We start from the raw sequence: 22,448 nt of genomic DNA on the forward strand, positions 1-22,448 counted from the left end.
TTTCCGCAAGACCATTTCGTGTGTCAGAACCGCTCTCGACCCCGCACCCACCGCAACACTCAACCCACCTTATCCGGCTCGGTCGCATTGAAGAACAACGTCTGCGCCAGGCTCCTGTTCAGAATCTGCCCCCGATGAATCTCCAGCGTCAGCTGCGCTCTGCCACCTTGACCGGCCTGAATCCTCGTGGCTGCCTGTTCCCGGGCCGCCGCCTGGGAACGGGCACCCAGTCGGCGTTGCGCCAGCGTCTTCAAGTGCGCACTGGCGAACTCGCTGTCCACCGTCGTGGCCGTTGGGTAATGAAAGTGCGCGTACCACAGCGGCCGGCCGTCCTTGTGGCTGATCACGTACTCCTGCAGGAAGTCATCCCGGCGCAGCATCTGCCGCCCTCCGGCCCGGTGAATGTCGACCTGGTCCTGTTCCTTGAGATATTGCAGGCGCGTCAGTTGCGGCAGGTTTTTCTTGATCGCGGCGATGCGCACCGTGCGCCCTTCGCTGACCAACAGCGCGGCGTCCTGGCGCAGGCCGTCGCGCAGGTCTTCGGCGGTTTTAACCTGGTCCGGCTTGGCGCTGCCCTCGGTCAGCACCTCCTGGATATCGTCTGCCAGGGTCGTCAGTTTCTGCGCCTTGTGTTCCAGCAGTTCCTGCAGGCTCTGGGGCTCCTTGCTGGTTCCGGTCAACGCCATCACCTGGCGGATCAAGGCCTGCACGCCCTCCCGTGCGGCACGGCCCTGGGTCATGAGGCGAGGTAGCCCGACCTTGCCGCGTCCGGGAGCCGGGGCGGGCGCCGGTTTTGCCTTCACTTCCTCCCAGAAGCTGTTCTGGGCATCCTCCCGGTTCTCCTTGAAGGCCGACACCAGCCGCCCGTTCGGGTCGGTGATCTCGACGATTTCATCCTCCTGCTCGGGCGTTTTTGCGCGCACCCGGCCGACGAATACCTCCCGGTTGCGGGTGCGGATGAATTTCTTCCTGCCGTTGCCGGCCGACGGCCCCGGCCTGGGCGCCGTTGCCCCCGGCGCCGGTGTGGTGTCGTCCCACAGCCCGGAAAGGCTGGTCAGTGCCCGCTCCCGTAGCTGTCCCAGTAATGTCGACAGGCGAGTGGCGTACTCGCGCAGTTGCTGCTCGGGCATGCGGCCCCGCAGGAATTGCAGCAGGTCGAGGGTTTCGTCGTAGCGTCCGATCGCCGTCTGCAAGGCGTCGATACGATCCTGGCGGGAGTCTTCGGCCGTCAGGCGGTTGATGGTGTTGGTCACGTACTTGGTCTGTTCGGCGCTCTGCTTGATCGCGGCGAAGACCTGGTCGTCCAGTTGCTGGGTGATCTGCGACGGCAGTTCGTCTATGGCCAACGCCAGCAGGGTCGGCAGTTGCACCGCCTGCCAGTCCAGTGGGGTGAAGGGCTGTACCACTTCCCGCTCCAGGACGGCGGCTTCTGCCGGCCCGATTTCCGGCAGTGCGCGCAGTTCGTCGAGCGCGGCATATTCGCGGGTACTCCAGGCGATCTGCCGGTCGGTGAGGTCGGCATTGTTCTTCAGGTTGGCGATGACCTGGTCGTAGTGGGTCGCCGTGTCGCCGGCCAGCATTTCGCCAATCTGCAGGGCCGTCAGGCTGTCCTCGCGTCCCACCGCCAGGGAGACATTCATCAGCGTGCGGCAGGTGCGCACGTTGTCGACCAGGGTCGAGGCCAGTGCCTGCGGCTGCGGCACCACCTGGCGATTGTCGTTGAATGCCCTGATCAGGCGAAGCTTCTCTTCGAGCGCGGCCTGCAACTCGACCAGCTTGCCCAGGTATTCACGGCGCTTGTCGCTGCGTTGCCGGTTGGTGAAGTGCTTCGCGTCGCGGCCTTCGCTCATGGCCTCCAGGCGCCTGTTGAGGGTTTCGGCCTCGTGGAGCAGGGTACTGACCCGGTTCGACGCCTGGGTCGCTTGCCCATGCAGCACGCTGGCCCTGTCGAGCAGCTTGCGTTGCAGGCGTGCCTGCACGGTTTCCCGGCCGCTGCCGCCACGCAGGCGCAAGCGCAGATCCAGTTGCCAGCGTCCCTGTCCATCACGCTCCAGAAACGGCCCCGAGGTGCCCGAGGCGTCAACCAGGCGGGCGCCGTCTTCGCACCACGCGACCTGATAGAGGGTGGTGTCGAGCAGCACATGCCAGCCCTTGTTGTCCGCGTTGTCGAGATGCACCAGCCCCTGGCTCGGGCCGCTTTTCGAGACGCTGCCGAGGCTGTCGAGTCGTGGTGGCGTGTCGAACACCTTGACGGCGAATTTCTCCAGCACCTGGCCAGAGGCCGCCGACAAGGTCCCGCGCGGGCTCGACCAGGACCCGTCGAACGGCCATTGCGGCAGCTCATCGACCGCCGCTGGCAGGGTGATGCGATCCAGCGAGACCTCTCCCTCGATCGGTGGCGGCTCGCGCTTTTGCGACAGCGGCGGCGGCCCGAACGGCTGCGGCTGGTCCGCTGTCACCTCGTGCAACAGCACCACCGCCAGGTTGCTCAACATATCGGCCCAGGCCTGGGCCCGGGATTGCTCCTCGTCACCCTGCAGCGCGGCAAGATCCTGGCGAACGCCACGGTAAAGCAGGATCAGCCAGCCGGCCTGGGTCAACGGGCCGCTGGCGAACATCAGCCACGAACTGAACAGTTGCCAGCCGCTGTCCTTCAGGCGTGCCCAGCGCTTTTCCGCGTTCGACAGCAACTGCAGGTCGGCCTGTTGGATCACGGCACCGATACAGGCCTGAAACAGGTGATGGACATAGTCCCCGGTGACTTCCTCGCTGTCCAGGGTGGCCGGTGCCGGAGGCGATGGCAACGGTGCGGTCTCGTCACCGGGCAAGAGCGACTCGATGTGCGGTTCACGGAAACCGCCTTGTGCATACACCGCGACCCGACTGGCAGGGAGCCAGGCCAGCACGCTGTCCTGCAGGGCGCCGGCTTGCAGGATCGCCTCGAACAGCGCCTGCCGGCTGGCGTACTCGCTCAGGGGCGGGTCGAACAGCGGTCGGTAGAGCAGGTGCGGCCCCTGGGTGATATCCCGCGGTTCGATCAGAAACATGCCCCCGACCTGGTCCGCGCTGGCCTCGGGAGCGGTCTTGAACGCCAGGGGGCGGAGCACGATGGGGCGACCGTCCAGTTGCCGTTCATGGGCGTCGAAGCCCAGCATGGCCCTGACCGTCCGGTATCCCTGTTCGGTCAGCCCCTGTTCGCCCCGCAGCTTGAGTTCCAGGGCCACCAGCGGCAGTTGCGCATGGATCTGGCGAAAGAAACGCTGCTGGCGCAGCGAGGCATAGCGTGTGTCGTCCAGCAACCGATGCCGCAGGTGGGCCGGGTAGCGGGCGCCGATATCCACGTCGGTGACCAGCTCCACCAGATAGTCGGCGGTCATCCAGTCCGGCAGGGCGGCATGATCGGCGAGCTCGATACGCATCTGCGTCGCACCGAAACGAAAGTCTTCGAGGTTTTCCAGGGCCAGTTCGGGCAGCGTCAGCCGGACCTCCTCGAACTCGCCCAGCACGTCCGGTGGTACCGGTTTTCGTCGATACTTCTCCAGCGTGAGCTGGATGTCCTGCATGCGGATCTGCGGCATCCGCGGGTGCCGTCGCGCCATGGTCTGCGCGAGCATTTGCCGGCTGTAGTCGGAGAGGGACGAGACGTCATCGAACAGGTTGTGCGAGGCTGATTTCTTCAGTGCCGTGACCAGTGTCGACAGCAGTTCGGCGTAGTCGCGCCGCTCCGTCGCCGATGCGTTCAGCAGCCACAGGGGCGCCGCTTCGCGTACCCGTCGTTGCAGAGGGGAGAGCGGCTCGGGTGCGGGTGTGGCGAACCAGTTCCCGGGGTCGAGCACCCGCTCGACACGCTTCGGCCAGGATTCGCCAGCCTCGTCCGCCAGGCCCCTCGGCAAGCGCTCCAGCACCCGCAACTGGTTCTCCAGCAGCGCCCCGGCCAGGTTGTCGAAGACATTGAGCTGCGAGGCGATCAGTTCGAGCCTGCCGGAATCCGGCAGTTGCCCGCGCAACAGCCACCAGAGCTCATTGAGGTTTTGCAGGCGCCGCACGTCGTGGCCCGGACGCAGCAGCAGGTACACGAAGGTCTGCGCGGGCTGCTGGCGGGCGAACACCACCGCGACCGGCGTGATGCCGGCTCGCTCCCGTGGCTCGCTGACATGCAGCAGATAGGCCTTCAGGGCATTGTTTCCCAGCAGGCTGTCACGCATGGCCTGCTCTTCAGTGACCAGCGCCTTGGGCAGCAACTGGCTGGCCTGGAACGCCAGGCTGTCGGGCAGTTGGCCGGCACCGTACATCGACACGAACAGCAGGTTCGACAGGGCCGCGCATCGGCTGGGGACCTGCGGCGAGTGGCGGTCCCAGCCCGGTACCCAGGCATCCGATCCCGGCACCTTGCCCGCCCAGTCGGGCACCGGTTCATTCCAGAAGGCGACCAGGCGTGTCTTGAACACTTCGAGCAGGGCATCGCCGTAACGGTCGAGGGTCGCGCCCAGGCGCTTCAGGTCGACCGTGGTGATGGACGTGTTGACCTGCGAGCCTGGCGTACGGCTCACCAGTTTCGTATCGGGATCGTCATAAGCTGGGCTGCGGCCCTCGCTGAAGCGGCGCAACAGCACATCGGCCAACGGTCGGTATCGATAGGTGGATGCCGGGCCCAGTTCGCCCAGCCACAGGCTGTCGCCGGGGACCCATTGCCCCTGGACGTCGAGCCCGGGCGCATGCTGGTCCAGCGCCGCCTGGACCAGCGACTGGATGACCGAGGACAGGGTCGGTCGGGCGGCGAACAGCGTGCGTGCCGTGTTGCGGTACTGTTGAAGCGAAGTCTCCAGCGAGGTCATGAGGCCACGATCCTTGATCAGGGAAAGCGGCCAGTTGATGACAACCCGGCAAGCCCGGGGCGGTAGCGGGGTACCGCGTCAGGCGAAGCGTCCCGGCATCGCCCGTTCCATCGCCACCCCGCGCGGTGTCGAGCGCAGGCGGCGCTCGCCCATCAGCGTGCGCAGCTCGATCCACAGCGTCAGGGGGATCGGGTGGCAGTCCTGCTCCCACTCCTTGTAGAGGGCGGTCGGTACCCTGACCAGTTCGGCGCAGGCCTGCGGGGTCAGGTCGTGCCGGCGGCGGAAGGCCTTCAGTTCTGTGCCGGCCGGAGGCCGCGGAGCAAGGCCGAGCACTTCGGGGAACCAGGCGGCCAGCAGGGCGCGGGCCCTGTCCTCCAGGCCGAGCTGGGACACGCCGACACCACGCTGCTGCAGTTGCACCATCAGTTGAAAGACCAGCGCCATGTCGGCGGCAACGGCGGGCGAGACTTTCCAGGCGACCAGCGACAGGTCGATGCCGCCCACCTCGCCAGGGTAGAACCAGCCCAGCAGGAATACGGCACAACGGGACGCTTCGAGGGTCAGGCCGTGGCCCACCGTGAACAGGCGGTCCAGTGCCTCCAGCTGTTCCCCGAAGTGCCTGCCGGCGGCTATCGTACCGACGGTCACGGGTGTTCTGCCCAACTGTTCTGCGCTCACTTCAAGCATCGAAACCTCTGCGATATCCGGCATTCCACGCGGGGGTGGCTCCCTGTTTCCCGTTCTTGTGCAAGCGCTCTGGACGCTGTGGCGGCACCCACTATCGGCGTTGTCTGGTGACACAACAAGTAACAGTTCCAGCCCTTTTATGGTTAACTGTTCCCCTGATAAGACCGAACAGTGGATGTTCCAGTGAAAGACTTCACGGTGAGCAAGGACGATGACCTTTCCCTGACGCAGCAACTGGTCAATGGCATCTGCCAGTGGGTCGAGGCCCAGCGGATGCGGCCGGGCACGCGCCTGCCGTCGATCCGTCAACTGGCCCGGGAGAAGCAGGTCAGCCATTCGCGGGTCATCGAGGCCTATGACCGGCTGGTATCGATGGGAATCCTCGAATCGCGCCAGGGCAAGGGTTTTTTCCTGACCGAACAGGCCGCCACCGAGAGTGCCGGCGCGCCCGACGAGCAGACGATCAACGATGCGCATTGGCAGCCGCTGACCCAGTTCTGCAGCAACCGGCTGAACCTGTGTTGCGGCTGGATGCCCGAAGACTGGCGCGAGCCTCAGGCCATCGGCTTTGCCATTCGCCAGGTGACCCGGACCGACCCCGACAGCCTGTTCAGCTACGGCACGCCGCTGGGGCTGCCGCTGCTGCGCCAGCAGATCCACAAGCGCCTCGAACGCATGGACGTTCGGGTCGGCCACGAGCAGATCCTCACCACCCAGGGGGTCAGCCACGCCATGGACCTGCTGGTCAGGAGCCTGCTCAAGCCGGGGGACTGCGTGGTGGTCGAATCCCCCGGCTACCCGAACCTGTTCCATCTGCTGCAAGCCAGCGGCATCCGCCTGCTGAGCGTGCCGCGCGAGCAGGACGGGCCGGATATCCGCCAGCTCGAAGCCCTGCTGCAATGCCATCGGCCGCGGTGCCTGTTCATCAACAGCATGTACCACAACCCCACGGGCACCTCGCTGCGTCCGGCGATCGCCCATCGGCTGTTGCAACTGGCGGAAATCCACGACTTCCAGATCGTCGAGGACGATACCTACGCCGACCTGCACAACGGTTCAGGAACACGTCTGGCCAGCCTGGACTCGCAGCACCGGGTGATCTATGTCGCCAGTTTTTCCAAGACCCTCAGCGGCTCGTTGCGGGTCGGTTACCTGGTGTCCAGTGCGCAGCGGGTGCGGCACCTGGCCCAACTCAAGTCGGTGACGAGCATGGGCACCTCGCGGTTTGTCGAGAGTGTGGTGGCCACGCTGCTGGGCAATGGCGCCTATCGCAAACTGGTGCAACGGCTGCGCGAGCGCCTGGACAAGGCAATGGCCCAGACCCTCAAGCGCCTGGAGGACCATGGCTGGGAAACCTTCGCCGAGCCGGTGGGCGGGATGTTCGTCTGGGCGCGCTGCCCGCCGTTCAGTTTTGCCCGGCTCAATACCCTTGCCGCTGCCTGTGACGTGATGCTGTCCAGCGGCGATGCCTACTACCTGGACGGCCAGCACAGCGACTGGATCCGGATCAATGTCGCCTACGCCGGCGATCCGCGCGCCCTGGCGTTTTTCCAGCGCCTGGCCGCCGAGCGCGATCGGCATCCAGGCGAGGTGATCAGGGCCGCAGGGAGCGGTAGGCTTCCTCGATGAGGTGCAGGCCCTGGCGGATCTGCGCGGGTGACAGGTAGCTGAAGCACAGGCGCACATGGCGCTGCGACTGCGGGCCATTGTGCACACCGTTGGACAGGCGCACGTTGCCCAGCGCCCGGGCCTTGTCGATCAGGGCTGCCGGCTCGACATCGTCGGCAATCCTGACCCAGAACGAGAAACCGCCGGTGGGTACCAGGTAGTCCTGCACGCAGAACGTGCAGGACTTCAGCAGGTCGGCCATCAGGTCGCGCCGGGTCCGGTAGTGTTCACGCAGGTCTTCGATGTGCGCCTCGAACGCCTCGTTGCGCAGCAGGCTCAACACCAGGTTGCTGACCAGCGGGCTGACCCCGCCATCGAGCTTGAGCTGCGCCAGGCTGCGGATGACCTCGGGATCTGCCAGCACCCAGCCGACCCGCAATCCCGCCCCGGCGATCTTCGAGCAACTGTGCACGTTGATCACCCCCTGGCCGGCCGGCAGGACCTCCGGGCGCAGGGGCTGGTACGGCAGTTCGGCGTAGACCAGGTCCTGGACCAGCGGGACCTGGTGACGGCTGAGCAACCGGGCCACGGCCTGCATGCGTTCGATGGAGAAGCAGCAGCCCGTCGGGTTGTGGAAGACCGGCGAGGTGTAATACAGCGCCACCTTGCCGCTGGCGGTCGTCAAGGCGTGGGCCAGCTCATCGAGGTTGACCCCATCACGGTCCATACCCAACTGGATGATCTTCGCCCCGGCCACCGAAAAGATCCGCAGGGCCCCCAGATAGCTGGGGTCTTCGGTCAGGACGATATCGCCCGGATCGATCAGCAGGTCGGCCAGCAGGGTCAGGGCCTGGGAGGCCCCGGCCGTCACCTGGACCTGCTCCATGGCCACCCCATGGCGCCGGGCAACGGCCTGGCGCAGTTCGGGAAGCCCCAGGGAGTCGGTGTACTGCAGCAGGTCGCCGAGGCCGACGCCGGTCTCCGGCAGTGGCGAGGCCGGCAGTGGGACACCGGCGAAGGTCTGCGGATCGGGCATGCCGATGGCGAAGTTGATGACCTCTTTGGTCGCTGAGTAATCGAACGCGCCGAAGTGGCTGGCGCGTTGACTGCGTGACGAATGCATGGCTTTCTCCTCGGCCTCAGGCGGTGGCGGCGGCGCGGAAACGCTGCTGGTAGGCGCGGACGTAGTGGTCGGGGATCTGCGCCTCGATCATCGGGAACGCCGCTTGCGGCAGCGGTAGCGCCGGCAACGACAGCTTGCCGGTTGCCGGCGTCCAGTCCGGGCCGAAGTACAGCGTGGCGTAGCGCTGGCTCCAGTCCGGGATGAAGGGCGCGAGCATGCCCAGCAGGGCCGATACCTGGGCGGCCTGCCAGCGGGGCGAGGCGAGGGTGATGTCGGCGTTGGCGAGGAACTCGTCGATTGCCCGCAGTGCCTCCCAGAAGGCCAGCCCGTCCATCGCGGCGGTGTAGCGCCCGAGCTGTTCGGCCAGGGACGGCGGCAGGGGTTCGTCGACCACCTCCCGGGCGTCATCGGCATGGGCCCGCAGGGACGCTTCCCAGACGTGCAGCTTGCGCGCAGTGGCCATCAGGCCCTCGAGTTCGAACTCGTTGTCTTGGTTGCCGAAGGGTTTGGCGATGCTCGCCAGGTACAGGCGCAGAATGTTCGGGTCGATCACCCTGGCCACTTCATCGGCCCAGATCACGTGATCGCGGCTGGTGGAGAACTTCGCACCTTCGAGGGTCGAGAAATCCTGGATGCTCTGGTTGTAGGGCGCAGGGAAGCCCCGGCCCAGCAGGCTCGCGGTGACGCCGACGGTGTAGTAGAAGCGGTTGTCCTGGCCCATGAAGAACACCACCCGGGTGTCCGGGCTGGCCATGACCTGCCGGTAGTCGGTGCCTTCGCGTGCGCACAGCCGGCGGATGCCGGTGTCGAAGCACCAGAGGCCTTCGAACCAGGTCAGCAGGGTTTGTCCGGCCACCTCCTCGCCGTCGCCGAGAACCACGCCACGCTCGAAGTGACGGGACATCGGCAGGGTACGCAGGGCCTCGCGCAGCCAGGTCAGTTCGAGGTCCTTGATGGTTTGCGGCCATTGGCTGTCGGCGATCGCCCGTTGCAGGGTCGGCGCCAGTTTCTCGATATCCAGGTGCGCCTGGCGGATCGGCTTCAGCGTCAGCGGCCCCGAGCAGGGCGCGTGCCGCGGCTGCTGCAGGCGCGCATGGGGTACGGCCAGGCCGCAGTGCTCGCACAGGTTGCTGTCGGTCGGAGCCGAACAGTCCGGGCAGGTACCGCTGGCCAGCGAGTCGGCGGCGAACTCCGCGCAGTGCTCGCAGTACAGTTGCACGCCGTCCTTGATGGTGATGAAACCGTTGTCCTTGAGCGCCCGATAGATGCCCAGGCTGTTCTCGATGTGATCGGCGCTGCTGGTGCGCACGAACTCGTCGGGTTCGATGCCCAGCGCGTTCAGGCAGGCGAGGATCTCGTGGTTGTGCATCCGGGCCACTTCATCGACCGGTCGTTGCAGCTTCTGCGCCTTGACCAGGGTGTAGGTGCCGTGTTCGTCGGAGCCGGTGATGTGGAAGGCGCGATGTCCGGCCAGGCGCTGGAAGCGCACGTAGATATCGGTCAGCAGATAGACGCCGGCGATGTGCCCCAGGTGCAGCTTGCCGTTGGGGCAGGGCGGAGCGGGACAGACGAAATAGGTTTTTTGTGTGTCGGTCATGTTAATCCCACCAGACGGCCAGGAATTTCAGCGGCTGTTGTGAATGTGTATTGCGAATGGAGTGCGCGATATGCGGCTTCATGTAGAAGAGCATGGAACCGGCCACCGGCATCTGCCGTTCCTGCTCCTGGAAGATACCTTCACCTTCCATCAGCACCCACACCTCATGTTCGTGATGCGAGTGCAGGTCGACCGCGCCACCCGGTTCGACCTCGACGATCGACATGCCGAACGCCGGGCTCAGGGTGGCGGGCAGGTGATCCAGCAGGCGACAGACCAGTACGCCGTACTCCGGGCGCATCATCTGCGGCTCAATCGGCTTTACATGCATGGCGGCCTCATCCAGTCACTCAGTCGCGGTAGAAGATGCCGTTGGACGGCTTGAGGTTGTCGAGATCGGAAACACGGCCCTCCGGCGGGTTGTAGGCGCGTTTCATGGCGTTGTATTCGTCACGGGTCGGGCCGCCCGTCGAGGCACGCTGATACACCAGGTACAGGGTGCGGCGGGAGCGATCGCTCTTGTTCGGCAGCGAGTAGTGCGGGGCATAGTCATCGAAGATGAAGATGTCGCCGGCGCGCCAGGGGGTTTCTTCCCAACTGAACTGCTTGGCGACTTCAGGCAGGATCACGCCGCCTTCGTCCATGGGAAACACACCCTGTTTATGCTGGCCGGGGCTGAAGAACAGGCCGCCGTTGCTGGCATCGGCGTCGTCGATGGCGACCGCGACCACGGCGTGGACCATCCGCTCCTTGAGCTTGTGCGGGATGTGGTAGATGTCTTGGTGCGGGCGGAAACCGCCGCTGTCCGGGTACTTGAAGATCAGCAGTTCCTTGAGGCGGCGGGTCTTTTCATCGAGCAGGTGTTCGACGGTGCGGGTGATGCGCTCGTCCTGCAGCAGCACCTGCTGCAGGCCTGGGTGGAACTCGATGAAGTTCTCGACCTTGGAGGTGATGCGCTCGCCCTTGTCGGTCTTCTCGAACCACATCATCCAGCGATCGTCGCTGATGTCCCAGCGGCTGACTTCGTTGGTGAATTCGCAAAGCCGCGCCACGTCCTCGGGCGGGAAAAACCCTTCCAGCCTGATATAGCCTTCTTCGTGCCACTGGTTTTTTTGAGCTTCAGACAACATCAACGCTACTCCTTTACGTGTGATTGACCAGTTTTCAAACCGCCAGCATCTTGCTGGTTCGGGTGCTCGCCATCAGGACCAGGTTGGCCAGCGCGGCCACCAGCAGGCACGCCAGGACCCAATCGACACCCCAACGGCTCATGATCGCGCCGCCGATCGAAGGGAACCCGAACAGCCCGATGAAGTAACCCAGGGTGAAGACCTGCGAGGTGACCGCCGGCGACAGCCCGTTGGCTTCCGCCTCGTTGACCGCCAGGCTGTTGAGCGTGGAGTAGCTCAGGCCATAGCCGATGGCGAAGACCACCGTTGCCAGCAGGTAGATCAGCGTGCTGCCGTCGTTGAGCAGGAACAGCCCGAGCGACACGCTGGTGAACAGGAACAGGCCGATCGCCAGGCGTTGCAACGGCAGGCGGCCGATCGAGCGGGCCACCGAGAAGCGCAGCAGCACGCTGGTGAGGGTGAAGGTGATGAAGAAGTTGTCCGCCTTGAGCTGGCGGATCTGCGCGTAGCTGGCCTGGTAGGTGGACAGGCCGGAGAAGATGCAGGCGCCCAGCACGATCATCGCGATCGGCAGGGCGGCCCGGCTGCCGAGCAGGGCCTTGAGGTCGACGATGCGCAGCGAGACCTGCCGGGTCGCGGCTTTCGGCAGGTCGGTCATGGCCCGGCCCGCCAGCACGACGCACACGGCCGACACCAGGCAGGCGATACCCAGCAGCACGTAGAACAGGCTGTAGCTGGCACTGGCCTTGACCACCAGATGGCCCAGCGGCGTGGTCAGGCCGAGCCCGGCCATCTGGGCCCCGGACATGATCGTGAAGTACTGCAGGCGGGCGGCAGGGCGCAGGTGATGGATGATCTGCAAGGGTGCCAGGATGTAGAACACCGACCAGCCCACGCCCAGCAACAGACCGCCCGGATACGCCGCGCCCGGCAGCAGCGGCACGCAGGCGAAGGCGAGCATCGCCAGGGCCATGGCGGCGCAGGCGACGGTGATGCTGCCCATCACCCCGATGCGTTGCGCCGTCCAGCCGGCCAGGCAGCAGCACAGGATGGTGGTGATCATCCCGGTGGAGATCACCCGGCCGACCGTGGCGTTGTCGAACCCCAGCGATTGCAGGTATTCCGGCAGCAGGAAGCTCGAACCGTAGGCCCCGGCGATGATCACGCCCGCGATCAGGAACGGCAGGAAGGCGGCTGACGGCAGCCGGTCGGGCAATGGCTCGGTGGATTCGGGCATGGCGCGGTGCTCTGGCGGTGTGGGCGGCAACTCAGTACTGCACGAGGCTGAGGGCGTGTCGGGGCTCCAGGTGACGGGCTGGCGCTTCGGGCAGTGCATCGAGATGGCTGAACATCGGCGTGTCCGGTTCGGCCCGGAAGTATTCGTAACCGAGCAGGTCGTTGAGGATGCGGCTGTTGCGGTAGGCCACCATCGACAGGTTCACCGACTGCAGGCCGTGCTGGACGAGGCTGCGATTCTGCAAATAAACAGGCCCCGGCATCGGCGTGGCGAATTGCACGCAGTAGTTGGCGTCGATCAGCGGCAGCCCGCCATCGCGCCGGGCCTTGGCCAGCAGCGCATCGACATAGGGTTGCGGGCAGGGTTGGAAGCCGGTGGCGAGAATGACCCGGTCGACCACGAGGGTGCGCTGGCTCCCGCTGCTCAGTGACCTGAGCCGCGCGCGCCAGCGCCGGCCATCCGGTTCGAGCCCATCGAGCACGGCGGCTTGCAGGATATCGATGGGAGGGCGTGGCTCCTGGCCGACACGGCGTTCGTAGAGCTGCTCGTACAGCCGGTTGCACAGGTCTGCCGAGATGCCGTCGCTGGTCAGCCGTTCCTGCTGCACCGCGTGGCTGCGCTGGGCCATGGGCAGGTTCTGGAAACGCTGGTTGTAGGCGGGGCAGAAGGCCTCGTTGACGAACGCGTTGTCGTCCATGGCGAACAGGTTCGAGCGCGACGTGACCCAGGTGAAACCACCCAGCGCTGGCGTGCCCAGCAGTTGCTCGACGGTTTCGGCGCCGCTCTGGCCACCGCCGACCACCAGCACGTGCTCGCCGGGGCGCAAGGCTTCGCGATGAAGGAAGTCCGCCACGTGATAGATGGAGTCACCCAGCCAGGGGCGGGCGCATTCGGGCACGCGCGGGCTGATCCCGACACCGATGGCGACGGCTTTGGCGTGGTAGCTCTGCTCGGCGGTGACGACCGTGTAGCCGTCATTGCATTCGACGACATCCAGCACTTCCTGGGCGAACCTCAGGTTGGCGAGCTGCCGGGCGACCCAGCCGTAATAGTCGGCAAATTCCTTGCGGGAAGTGCAGGCACCGCCCTTGTTGATGAAGCTGTAGAGCCGGCGATGCTCGGCGAGGTAATTGAGGAAGGAATAGCGGCTGGTCGGCGCGGCCAGGGTGACGCAGTCCTTGAGCGGGGAAACCTGCAGCTGGCCATTGGATACGAGCATCCCGGGGTGCCACGCAAAGGCGTCCCGCTTGTCCAGGAACAGGGTGTCCAGGCCGGTCGGTTCCGCCAATGCGGCGAGACTGAGGTTGAAGGGACCGATGCCGATACCGATGAGGTCGTATGTTTTCATTAATTGCTCGCCGCCCTGCGAATCAATGGTGAATGCATCCGGCCGTCCTGTCCTGACGGGCCTGCCGATTGGCATGACGCTCCTGTACGTTGCGGTTGGCCGTGGGGTATCAGCCAATGCGAATGTAGGATATATCCGACATTTTGGCGTTGCAAGCGGCGCCGTGCACTTTTCATTCTGGGTGGATGAGAGGGGGTTAGAGCAGCTCGGCCAGGGGATAGCCGACCGCGTTCGCCAGGCGGTCCATCATGTCGATGGTGACGTTGTGCTTGCCTTGCTCGATGTCCGAGAGGGTGCTGCGCTGCACGCCGGAGCGGTTCATCACGTCGGCCTGCGTCAAGCCGGCGGCCCGGCGAGCCTGCTTGAATTTCTGGGCGAAGCGCAGGCGGGCTGGTGACGCGCCTTCGACCGAGCGGCGCAGGGGTTCATCCGTCATGGGAGTCTCGCGGGCAGGTATGTGAGTCAGGTCTGCCGGCGCGGGGCTTCGACCTGAGGCCTAGGCCGATCATGGTATCAATACTGGTGCCCATGCGGGGCGCGGATCGCCCTGGCGGGGGAAATCCAGGGACAGCCCTCGACCGCGCCGGCTTCAGCCAGGTGAAACCACCCCCGTCAGTCGGAGTTCCCCGCACCCCTGGCCATGCTGGAGAACACTCCATCCCGGTAGATCCAGGCATGCACCAGGGCCGCCGAGAGATGTCCGATCACGACGACGTACAGCAACCAGGCCAGCCAGCCGTGGGCATCGCGCAGCCAGGCATAGGAAACAGGGTTGGCCGGGATGATCGCGGGCAGGTTGAACCCTTCGATCAGCACGATCGGGTAGCCACCGGCGGACAGCAGCGCCCAGCCCAGCAGCGGCAGCCCGAGCATCAGCGCATACAGCAGGGCATGCGAGGCGAGCGCCGCCCGCTGTTGCCAACGGGGCAGGCTGGCCGGCAGGGGCGGTGGCGGATGACGCCAGCGGTTGGCCAGGCGAATGACTACCAGGACCAGGATGGCGATGCCGAGCGGCCGGTGCAGGTCGATCAGCCAGATCCGATAGGTCAGGGACGTGGTCATGCCCACACCAATGAACAGCATGGCGAGGACCATGCAGGCCATCAGCCAGTGCAGCCATCGCGCGAGGCGGTTGAAAGCGTGATTGTGCCCGGTCATGTTCACTTTACCTCCTGTTTGCCGATGGCTTCGCTGGCCTGGCCATGACCGATCTCGCCCAGCCGCAGGTTGAACGAGTGCGAATAGGCGCCTGAGCGGGCACTGAGCACGGGGTCATTCGAGGGCTCGATGCCCGCCGGCACGATCGACGGGTCATAGTTGACGTCGCGGCAGGCGCCCGTGGCCTGGTCGGTGACCTGGGTGACTTCCAGGGTGCCGGCCACGACTTGCCTGCGCTGCGCCGGCCAGGGCTGCGAGGGATCGTCGACCGGGTCGCCAGGCTCTGCCAGTTGCAGCACCAGGTCCCAGTAGAGCGGCTGCTGCGCCAGCTTCTGGCGTAGGTCGTCGAACAGGAAGTCATGGGCTGCCGAGGGTTTCTGCTCGTTGGGCAGCGGCTGGAAGGGCAGGCGTGAACGCATCGACCAGCGAACCGCCTGCCGTTGCCCCTGGGCGTCGACCAGCTCGAAGGCATTGATGCCGAAGAATTCCACCCCGGCAAAACTGCCGGGCTCCGGGGCCTTTGCTCGCCAGGCGAGGAATTTCTCCGCCTCCGGGTACTGTTTCAGAAACGCCGCCAGGCGCTGCGGGTTTGGCTGGCCGGTCGCCGGGTCGGCGGCGGTCGCCTTGAGCAGGGCGCTGAACCCTTCGGCGTCGCGTGTGGCGAAGTACGGCTGGTTGTTCAGCGCCATGCGCCATTGCTGCTGGTCGTCGGTGGTCAGCAGCAGCGCCATGCTGACCGTGCCGGTCGAATTGTCGGCGGCGTGCGGGTTGCCCGCACCGATCGAGAAGCGGCCGATGACGGGCACTGGCGATTGGCTGAACGCCCGCGCTGTCGACAGGGTATGCGCTTCCCGGCTGCTGCTGAACGTCCCGGCAAAGCACATGCCCTTGCCGTGGGCGCGGCGAAATCCGGGAGGAAAGGAGGGCGGTGTTCCGACCAGGCCCTTGCTGGTCGGGCGTGTGCCGATCCAGCCGGCGGTCCAGGCGAACGCGGCGGTCAGCGTCGCGGCAATTCCGATGATCGCGACGGACGCCAGCCAGGTGCGTTTCGAGTTGATCTGCAGTTTTGACATCGCTCGTTCCATTGCTCTTGGGGCGGATGTACCGGAGCCGGCCTGGATAAAGGGTTCGATCCAGGGCCGGTTCCAGCGTTCCAGGGAACGATGATATAGAGCTGTTACGTGGTCGGGGCCTCGCAAGAGTTAACATTTTCGTGAAGGTTTTCATGAACATGCCAGGGTGCTCCGCGGTTTCGGGAGCCCCCTGACGTTCATTCCAAAGCCGCGCGCCCCGTGCCTCAGTAACGAATCATCACCGACTTGAGCTCGGTGTAGTCCTCGATGAAGGCATCGCCGAATTCGCGCCCGATGCCGGAAGCCTTGCTGCCGCCAAACGGCACCGCCGGGTCGAGCAGGGTGTGCATGTTCACCCACACCGTGCCGGCGTTGATGGCCGGTATCATGCGCAGGGCCTTGCCCAGGTCCTGGGTCCAGAGGCTGGCGCTGAGGCCGTAGGGCGTGTTGTTCATCAGCTCCAGCAGCTCTTCCTCGGTGTCATAGGGGAGGAAGGTGGCGATCGGGCCGAAGGTTTCCTCCTTGAGCAGGGTGTCGTTGACGCTGTTGGCGAGGATCACGGTCGGCTCGATATAGCAGCCGGGCCGCTCGATCAGCTTGCCGCCGTGGATGATGTGGTTGTTCTCGGCCCGGGCCCTGGCTAAGAACCCTTCGAGCTTGAGCAGGTGCTGGCGGTTGGTGACCGGGCCGAACTCGGTGCGCTCATCCAGGGGCGAGCCGATGTTCAGCCGGCTCAGGCGCTGGGACAGCTTGTCCATGATCGGCTCGATCTGCGAGCGGTGGACGAAGAAGCGCTCGGCGGCGGCGCAGATCTGCCCGGAATGCAGGAAACCGGCCTCGATGATGCCGTCGACCGCCTTGTCCAGGTCGACGTCGCGCAGGAAACCGGCGGAGTTCTTGCCGCCCAGTTCCAGGGTGGCGCGGGTCAGGTTGGCGCCCATGGCCGTCTGGCCCACCGCGATGCCGGTCGGTACCGAGCCGGTGAACGACACCTTGTCGGTGCCGGTGTGTTCGATCAGGCCCTTGCCGACCGGCCCGCCACCGGTCAGCACGTTCAGCGCGCCCGCCGGCAGGCCGGCTTCGATCGCCAGTTCGGCGATGCGCAGGATGGTCAGCGGGGTGAACTCGCTGGGCTTGATGATGCTGCTGCAACCGGTCACCAGCGCCGAGGCGAGTTTCCAGATGGCGATCATGGTCGAGAAATTCCACGGCACGATGCCCACCACCACGCCGACCGGCTCACGCAGTGTGAAGGCGCTGTAGCGCTCGCCGGCGAAGGAGGGCAGCGACGGGGTGATGGTCTGGCCGCTGATCTTGCTGGCCCAGCCCGCGTAGTAGCGCAGGAAGTGGGCCGCCTGGTCCACTTCGAAGGCGCGCGCCACCTGGATGATCTTGCCCGACTGCAGGGTTTCGATCTGGGCCAGTTCCTCGCGGTGGCGCTCCAGCAGGTCGGCCAGTTTCAGCAGCACGTGGCCGCGCACCGCGGGGGCGGTCTGCGACCACTGCCGGAAACCGCGGCGGGCCGAGTCCACGGCGGCATCGATGTCGGTCTGGTCGGCATCGGCCACCCGGGCAATCACCTGGTCGGTGGCCGGGTTGATCACCTCCAGCGTGCGGCTGGAATGGCTCGGGACGGCAGCACCGTCGATGAACAGGGCAGGGCTTCGACGCAGAAAGGCTTCGACTTGGGGTAGCAGCGCGATATCGCTCATGGGGTTTTCCTGAGGGAGGCAGCGGAAAAGCCCGAGGGTATTCAAGGATCTCCGGGTTGGCTTGACTGTGGCTGCCCGGCCGCTTGACTGTGGCTGCCGGGCGCCTGGGCAGCGGTGCAGGCCGCTCCCGGAAGGGGGATCAGAACGGTACGGCGACAGTGACCTGGCTGTAGACGTTGGTGCCGTTGCCACCGACCTGGTTGCCGCCGTTGCTGGCGTCCTTGTCCGGCTTGTACAGGCCCAGCAGCGGGGTGACGATCAGGTGTTCATTCACCGCCCATTCGGCATACAGGTCCAGCTCGCGGCCGTCCAGGTTCAGGGCATCCTGCTTGTGCAGGGTCTTGTAGTCGAAGAACAGCACGCCGACGGTCACCGGCTCCACCGGCTTGACCTTGAGCGCCACATGCTGGATCGCCGTGTTGCTGTTGAACGGTCCGGCATAGTTGCCGGTCACCTCGCCCTGGAACCAGGTGCCGTAGCCCCGGCTGAGGCCGTTGAACATCGAGTCCCAGTTCCTGGAGTAGCGGCTGTAGCGGTAGGTCAGGTCCGGCGACCAGGGCAGGTCGGCGAAGGTGTAGCCGGCTTCGGTGTACCAGGCTTTTTCCGTACGGACATCCTTGTCCTGCCAGGCGTATTCGAAGGCGAAGTGCGCGTGTTCGATGCCGGCGTTGCCGGCGCCGCGCAGGCTGTAGATGTCCATGCCTTCGCGTTCTTTCTGGAAGGCGCTGGCATAACGATCGTCGACACTGATGCCATGGAGGTAGGTCAGCCCCAGGGTGCCGGGGGCGGCGGTGTATTCCAGGGTGCCGGCCGCCATCTCGGTGTTGGCCTGGGCGCGGTTGTCGGACTTGAACCACATCACGCTGCCATGCACACCGTCCTTGCCGCCCAGGCGCAGGACGGCCGTCTGGTCGAACGCATGGCGCGCCGCCAGGTAGTAGGCGCCGCCGCGGTTGAGTTTGCCGTCGGCCGGCCCCTTGCCGAAGTTCAGGCCGTCATCGTTGATGATGAAACCGTCACCGAGGGTGATGATCTGGCGCCCGAACGACACATCCACGCCGTCCTTGCCGAGCACCGGGAACAGGTCGCCCGAGCGCCAGCCGGCGAAGGCCTCGTCGAATTTCGTCGTGCGCTCGGTGCCATCGCTCAGGCCGGCCGCGTCGCCGTCGCCCCAGGTCGCGGAGCTGACCAGGTTGGCCGTGCCATAGGCGCTGCCCAGGTTGCCCAGGGTCTGGTCAATGCTCAGGCCGTACTTGATGAACCCTTCACGCCAGCTGGAACCGCCGGTGGTACCGTCGTAGTTCTTGCGGCTGTTGAACATCCCGTAGACTGCCAGGAAGTTGCCGGTGACCTTGGTGTCGCCATCGGCATACAGCTCGAAGGCCCCGGCCGACGAGTTGACGAACAGCAGCGCCATACCCAGGCCGATGGCCTTGGACAGCGCCCGCGTTTTCAGTGCTTGCTCCATTATTGTTTTCCCCGGTCGTGTTGGACAGCTCAGTAGAACGAGTGCGCATTAGGACGACCGGGAACGGCAAAGTCTTTCACCTGCGTGCCAGATAATTGATCCTGTCAGCCAGGCGTCGAGCCCTGGCAGGCAGCAACAAAACCGCCGGCAGACAGGGGCAAGACGGTCGCGGTGGGTGGGGCGCACAGTGCCTGGGTACACGGCGCCGTTTGCTCAGGGACAGGCAGGGAGGAGTAATCGCCGACTCCTCGAACGGTTCGCGAAATCCATAAAATAACAATCCGCTTCGAGGATCTGCACCATGTCGATCAACGACAGACTCACCGAGCACCTCAAACGTGGCACGGTCGGTTTCCCCACCGCACTGGCCAGCACCATCGGCCTGATCATGGCCAGCCCGGTCATTCTCACCGCGACCATGGGCTTCGGCATTGGCGGCAGTACCTTCGCGGTGGCGATCCTGATCGCCGTGGTGATGATGCTGGCCCAGGCGACCACCTTCGCCGAGGCCGCCTCGGTGCTGCCGACCACCGGTTCGGTCTACGACTACATCAACTGCGGCATGGGCCGTTTCTTCGCCATCACCGGGACCCTGTCGGCCTACCTGATCGTCCATGTCTTCGCCGGCACCGCGGAAACCATCCTGTCCGGGGTCATGGCGCTGGTGAATTTCGAGCACCTCAACACCCTGGCCGAGTCGGCCGGCGGCTCCTGGTTGCTGGGGGTGGGCTTCGTCATCGTCTTCGGTGTTCTCAATGCCTTCGGCGTCAGCGTGTTCGGCAAGGCCGAGATCATCCTGACCTTCGGCATGTGGACCACCCTGATGGTGTTCGGTGTGCTGGGCCTGATCGCCGCACCGGCGGTCCAGCTCGACGGCTGGTTCGGCGCATCGCTGGTGGGCACCGACCCGGTCACGGTGCTGTCGCTGGTGGGCATGGCGATGTTCATGTTCGTCGGCTGCGAATTCGTCACGCCGCTGGCACCGGACCTGCGCAATTCGGCCAGGGTCATGCCCCGGGCGATGATCCTCGGCTTGCTCGGCGTCGCCACCTGCATGTTCATCTATGGCGCGGCCATGAAGCGCCAGGTGGAAAACGTGCTGCTCGATGCCACCGCCGGGGTGCACCTGCTGGATACGCCGATGGCGATTCCACGTTTCGCCGAGCAGGTGATGGGGCATGTCGGCCCGCTGTGGCTGGGGCTGGGCTTCCTGTTCGCCGGCGCGGCGACGATCAATACGCTGATGGCCGGGGTGCCACGGATTCTCTACGGCATGGCGGTCGACGGTGCCTTGCCCAAGGTCTTCACCTACCTGCACCCGCGCTTCAAGACGCCGCTGCTGTGCATCCTGGTGGCGATGCTGATTCCCTGCCTGCACGCGCTGTACCTGGGCGGCAATACCGACAACATCATGCACCTGGTGCTGGCCGCGGTGTGTGCCTGGAGCTTCGCCTACCTGCTGGTGACGCTGTCGGTGGTGATCCTGCGCATCCGCCGTCCCGACCTGCCGCGGGCCTATCGTTCGCCGCTGTTCCCGTTGCCGCAGATCGTCTCCAGCGCCGGGATCCTGCTGGGCATGTGGTTCATCACGCCACCGGGCATGAACCCGGCGGACATCTACATCCCGTTCGGCGTGATGCTCGCGGGTACCGCGGCCTATGCGCTGTTCTGGACGCTGGTGGTACAGCGCGTCAACCCATTCAAGCCGGCGTCGGTCGAAGACGTGCTGGCCAAGGAGTTCGCCCATGAACCGGGGCACCCGCACAACGGCTACGCCGACCATGCTGCAAAAGCTGTCTGAGCTGTTCGGCGCCAATCGTGCGCCGACCGGCTACCGGCCGGGAGTTACCCTGGAGCACCTGCGCCGCAATCTGGCGGTGGCCGGTTTCGCGCAGAGCGGGCCGAGCTCGGCGCAGATCACGCTGGATGATGGCTTGCAACTGGAAGTGGTCGAGCGCACCGAGTCGCAGTTGTTCATGCACCTGGTCATGACCGAGTTCGTGCTCAGGGTACCCGCCTTGAGTGAGGGCACGGCCCGTTTCGACCTGCACCATGGAGGGGCGATTCGGCGCACGGCTGTTCGCTGCCGGCAGCGTTCCGGCGAGCATTCGCTGCTGGTCTCACTCGAGGCCGGGGTGCAGCCGGGCAGTGTCCTGTACCAGGCGCTGATGCCGCTGGACTTCAAGCGCCTGCGCATCGACCTGGCGCAGGGGCAGTGGTGTGTACGCCTGGAACACATGGGCGGCAGCGAGGTGGTCAACCGGATGCCGGCCTTTCGCCGGTACATCGCCCTGAGCCGCGAGCAACGCGCCAGCCTGTTCGCGGCCCTGGCCGGGTTGCAACGGTTGTTGCGAACGCTGTGAGAAAAAGACCGACCTGGCACCTTTAGTGCTTGTACAGGGGGCACTCACGTACTTGTTGCGCCTATATAGATAACATGTTAACTATTGCGCAACAAAAACAAGAAGCCACTGTGGAGAGCCCCATGAGCATCCATCAATCCGTGCCAGACGGTCTGGAAACCTGGAACCGCGACCTGCGTGCCGCCTGTGGTCATTTCGACACGGAGCTGGCCTGCCACCGTGCGCTGTTCATCGGCGAGGTGTCCGAGTTTTCCCGAGGGGGTCTGCCGCTGGCGACCTTGCGCACCAATGCCGGGCTGATCAGGCGTGATCGGCCCAATGCCGATCATGACAACGAGCAGGATTGCTTCCTGGTCAGCCAGCGTGGCGGCTATTGCCAGATCACCCAGTACGGCCAGAGCATCCGCCTGGCGCCCGGTGACCTGCTGCTGATGGATTCGGCAGGAGCGATCGAGATCAGCCCGTTCGGCCTGATCGAACATGTTTCTCTGTCGTTGTCCCGCCACGAGGTGTGCCGACAGCTCGGCGGCCAGTCGCGGACCTTCGGCAAGATCTCCTCGAGCAAGGCGTGCGGGCGGATGCTGCACGTGCTGGTCGACCAGTTGTGCAAGGACACCTCGGTGGGCGCCGGAGTGGCCGCTGAAGGCGAGGCCCTGCAGTCGGCGTTCGTGTCGTTGCTCGGTTCGGCGTTCGAGGAAGACCAGGACCCGGGAGAGGAGGCCACGCCATTGCAGGGCAGCAGCCTGCGCAGCTATGTGCAGAAGGTCATCGACGAGTCCCTGAGCCAGCCCGGCCTGAGTCCCGCGGGCCTGGCCAACCGCCTGAACATTTCGGTACGGCACCTGTACCGCCTGTTCGAGGAACAGGACGACAGCGTCTGCCGCTACATCCAGCGGGCGCGGCTCAAGCGCAGTGCCGATGACCTGACCAACCCGTTGCTGCGCAGTGAGTCGATCACCTCGATCGCCTACAAGTGGGGGTTCACCGATTCGGCGCACTTCAGCCGTTCGTTCAAGAAGCAGTTCGAGCTGTCGCCCAAGGATTTCCGTTCCAGCCATCTGCAGCAGGCGTTGGGCGCGGCGTGACTGGGCGGGCGTGAAAAAGGGGCC

General features: G+C 65.4%; 17 protein-coding genes. 4 read left to right on the forward strand and 13 right to left on the reverse strand.

Going from position 1 to position 22,448, the window contains the following annotated elements:
* Positions 1-59: 59 nt before the first annotated feature.
* Both ACM62G_RS23715 and ACM62G_RS23720 read right to left on the reverse strand, forming a co-directional pair.
* The gene (locus ACM62G_RS23715) at positions 60-4,835 is read right to left on the reverse strand and encodes a hypothetical protein (protein WP_419735725.1); all 4,776 of its coding nucleotides are present in this window, start codon (positions 4,833-4,835) and stop codon (positions 60-62) included.
* Between the two features lie 78 nt (positions 4,836-4,913).
* Complete coding sequence (locus tag ACM62G_RS23720; RefSeq protein WP_152973063.1) at positions 4,914-5,522, reverse strand: DUF7673 family protein; 609 nt, start codon at positions 5,520-5,522, stop codon at positions 4,914-4,916.
* A 183-nt stretch (positions 5,523-5,705) separates the two neighbouring features.
* Here ACM62G_RS23720 and ACM62G_RS23725 point away from each other — a divergent pair, with 183 nt between their 5' ends.
* Entirely contained in the window at positions 5,706-7,151 is a 1,446-nt protein-coding gene (locus tag ACM62G_RS23725; protein WP_419735726.1) for a PLP-dependent aminotransferase family protein, read from the forward strand.
* On the opposite strand, the gene ACM62G_RS23730 is transcribed toward ACM62G_RS23725, so the two are convergent.
* From ACM62G_RS23730 to ACM62G_RS23780, 11 genes are all read right to left on the reverse strand, one after another.
* A complete protein-coding gene (locus ACM62G_RS23730; RefSeq protein WP_419735727.1) occupies positions 7,117-8,253 on the reverse strand; it encodes a PLP-dependent aminotransferase family protein in 1,137 nt (378 codons plus the stop codon). The two genes, ACM62G_RS23725 and ACM62G_RS23730, sit on opposite strands and share 35 nt — an antisense overlap.
* Positions 8,254-8,269: 16 nt before the next feature.
* The gene (locus tag ACM62G_RS23735; RefSeq protein ID WP_273822371.1) at positions 8,270-9,850 is read right to left on the reverse strand and encodes a class I tRNA ligase family protein; all 1,581 of its coding nucleotides are present in this window, start codon (positions 9,848-9,850) and stop codon (positions 8,270-8,272) included.
* 1 nt (position 9,851) lies between these two features.
* Positions 9,852-10,181 carry a cupin domain-containing protein gene (locus ACM62G_RS23740; protein ID WP_054057528.1) on the reverse strand — a complete coding sequence of 110 codons (330 nt, stop codon included), beginning with the start codon at positions 10,179-10,181 and terminating at the stop codon, positions 9,852-9,854.
* A gap of 19 nt (positions 10,182-10,200) precedes the next feature.
* Positions 10,201-10,980, reverse strand: coding sequence for a phytanoyl-CoA dioxygenase family protein (locus ACM62G_RS23745; protein ID WP_054057527.1), 780 nt, complete (start codon positions 10,978-10,980; stop codon positions 10,201-10,203).
* A 34-nt stretch (positions 10,981-11,014) separates the two neighbouring features.
* Positions 11,015-12,217, reverse strand: coding sequence for an MFS transporter (locus ACM62G_RS23750; protein ID WP_419735728.1), 1,203 nt, complete (start codon positions 12,215-12,217; stop codon positions 11,015-11,017).
* Between the two features lie 31 nt (positions 12,218-12,248).
* Positions 12,249-13,565: a lysine N(6)-hydroxylase/L-ornithine N(5)-oxygenase family protein gene (locus tag ACM62G_RS23755; protein WP_419735729.1), complete on the reverse strand. Its 1,317-nt coding sequence runs from the start codon at positions 13,563-13,565 to the stop codon at positions 12,249-12,251.
* A 196-nt stretch (positions 13,566-13,761) separates the two neighbouring features.
* Positions 13,762-14,001, reverse strand: coding sequence for a helix-turn-helix domain-containing protein (locus ACM62G_RS23760; protein WP_054057524.1), 240 nt, complete (start codon positions 13,999-14,001; stop codon positions 13,762-13,764).
* A 176-nt stretch (positions 14,002-14,177) separates the two neighbouring features.
* Positions 14,178-14,723 carry a cytochrome b gene (locus tag ACM62G_RS23765; RefSeq protein WP_419735730.1) on the reverse strand — a complete coding sequence of 182 codons (546 nt, stop codon included), beginning with the start codon at positions 14,721-14,723 and terminating at the stop codon, positions 14,178-14,180.
* 2 nt (positions 14,724-14,725) lie between these two features.
* On the reverse strand, positions 14,726-15,796 hold the full coding sequence (locus ACM62G_RS23770) for a catalase family peroxidase (RefSeq protein WP_419735731.1): 1,071 nt from the start codon (positions 15,794-15,796) through the stop codon (positions 14,726-14,728).
* A gap of 224 nt (positions 15,797-16,020) precedes the next feature.
* The gene (locus tag ACM62G_RS23775) at positions 16,021-17,508 is read right to left on the reverse strand and encodes an aldehyde dehydrogenase family protein (RefSeq protein WP_419735732.1); all 1,488 of its coding nucleotides are present in this window, start codon (positions 17,506-17,508) and stop codon (positions 16,021-16,023) included.
* Positions 17,509-17,647: 139 nt separating this feature from the next.
* Complete coding sequence (locus ACM62G_RS23780) at positions 17,648-18,976, reverse strand: hypothetical protein (protein WP_273822359.1); 1,329 nt, start codon at positions 18,974-18,976, stop codon at positions 17,648-17,650.
* 301 nt (positions 18,977-19,277) lie between these two features.
* Between ACM62G_RS23780 and ACM62G_RS23785 the strand changes: the two genes are divergently transcribed.
* The 3 genes from ACM62G_RS23785 (at position 19,278) to feaR (ending at position 22,424) form a co-directional block, all read left to right on the forward strand.
* Positions 19,278-20,777, forward strand: a complete 1,500-nt coding sequence (locus ACM62G_RS23785; RefSeq protein WP_054057519.1) for an APC family permease — start codon at positions 19,278-19,280, stop codon at positions 20,775-20,777.
* Positions 20,758-21,339, forward strand: a complete 582-nt coding sequence (locus ACM62G_RS23790; protein WP_273822460.1) for a DUF3156 family protein — start codon at positions 20,758-20,760, stop codon at positions 21,337-21,339. Before ACM62G_RS23785 ends, ACM62G_RS23790 begins: the two co-directional genes overlap by 20 nt.
* A gap of 122 nt (positions 21,340-21,461) precedes the next feature.
* Entirely contained in the window at positions 21,462-22,424 is a 963-nt protein-coding gene (gene feaR, locus ACM62G_RS23795) for a transcriptional regulator FeaR (RefSeq protein WP_054057517.1), read from the forward strand.
* Positions 22,425-22,448: the final 24 nt, after the last annotated feature.

It is taken from the genome of Pseudomonas sp. COR18 (genome assembly GCF_048568395.1).
Lineage (GTDB): Bacteria > Pseudomonadota > Gammaproteobacteria > Pseudomonadales > Pseudomonadaceae > Aquipseudomonas > Aquipseudomonas fuscovaginae_B.

Bases quoted from the DNA above. Each gene is read 5' to 3' on its own strand.
- ACM62G_RS23765 (WP_419735730.1), bottom strand. From the start codon at position 14,723: ATGACCGGGCACAATCACGCTTTCAACCGCCTCGCGCGATGGCTGCAC.
- ACM62G_RS23770 (WP_419735731.1), bottom strand. From the start codon at position 15,796: ATGTCAAAACTGCAGATCAACTCGAAACGCACCTGGCTGGCGTCCGTC.
- ACM62G_RS23790 (WP_273822460.1), top strand. From the start codon at position 20,758: ATGCTGCAAAAGCTGTCTGAGCTGTTCGGCGCCAATCGTGCGCCGACC.
- ACM62G_RS23730 (WP_419735727.1), bottom strand. From the start codon at position 8,253: ATGCATTCGTCACGCAGTCAACGCGCCAGCCACTTCGGCGCGTTCGAT.
- ACM62G_RS23755 (WP_419735729.1), bottom strand. From the start codon at position 13,565: ATGAAAACATACGACCTCATCGGTATCGGCATCGGTCCCTTCAACCTC.
- ACM62G_RS23745 (WP_054057527.1), bottom strand. From the start codon at position 10,980: ATGTTGTCTGAAGCTCAAAAAAACCAGTGGCACGAAGAAGGCTATATC.
- ACM62G_RS23750 (WP_419735728.1), bottom strand. From the start codon at position 12,217: ATGCCCGAATCCACCGAGCCATTGCCCGACCGGCTGCCGTCAGCCGCC.
- ACM62G_RS23740 (WP_054057528.1), bottom strand. From the start codon at position 10,181: ATGCATGTAAAGCCGATTGAGCCGCAGATGATGCGCCCGGAGTACGGC.
- ACM62G_RS23780 (WP_273822359.1), bottom strand. From the start codon at position 18,976: ATGGAGCAAGCACTGAAAACGCGGGCGCTGTCCAAGGCCATCGGCCTG.
- ACM62G_RS23720 (WP_152973063.1), bottom strand. From the start codon at position 5,522: ATGCTTGAAGTGAGCGCAGAACAGTTGGGCAGAACACCCGTGACCGTC.
- ACM62G_RS23775 (WP_419735732.1), bottom strand. From the start codon at position 17,508: ATGAGCGATATCGCGCTGCTACCCCAAGTCGAAGCCTTTCTGCGTCGA.
- ACM62G_RS23760 (WP_054057524.1), bottom strand. From the start codon at position 14,001: ATGACGGATGAACCCCTGCGCCGCTCGGTCGAAGGCGCGTCACCAGCC.
- ACM62G_RS23735 (WP_273822371.1), bottom strand. From the start codon at position 9,850: ATGACCGACACACAAAAAACCTATTTCGTCTGTCCCGCTCCGCCCTGC.
- ACM62G_RS23785 (WP_054057519.1), top strand. From the start codon at position 19,278: ATGTCGATCAACGACAGACTCACCGAGCACCTCAAACGTGGCACGGTC.
- feaR (WP_054057517.1), top strand. From the start codon at position 21,462: ATGAGCATCCATCAATCCGTGCCAGACGGTCTGGAAACCTGGAACCGC.
- ACM62G_RS23715 (WP_419735725.1), bottom strand. From the start codon at position 4,835: ATGACCTCGCTGGAGACTTCGCTTCAACAGTACCGCAACACGGCACGC.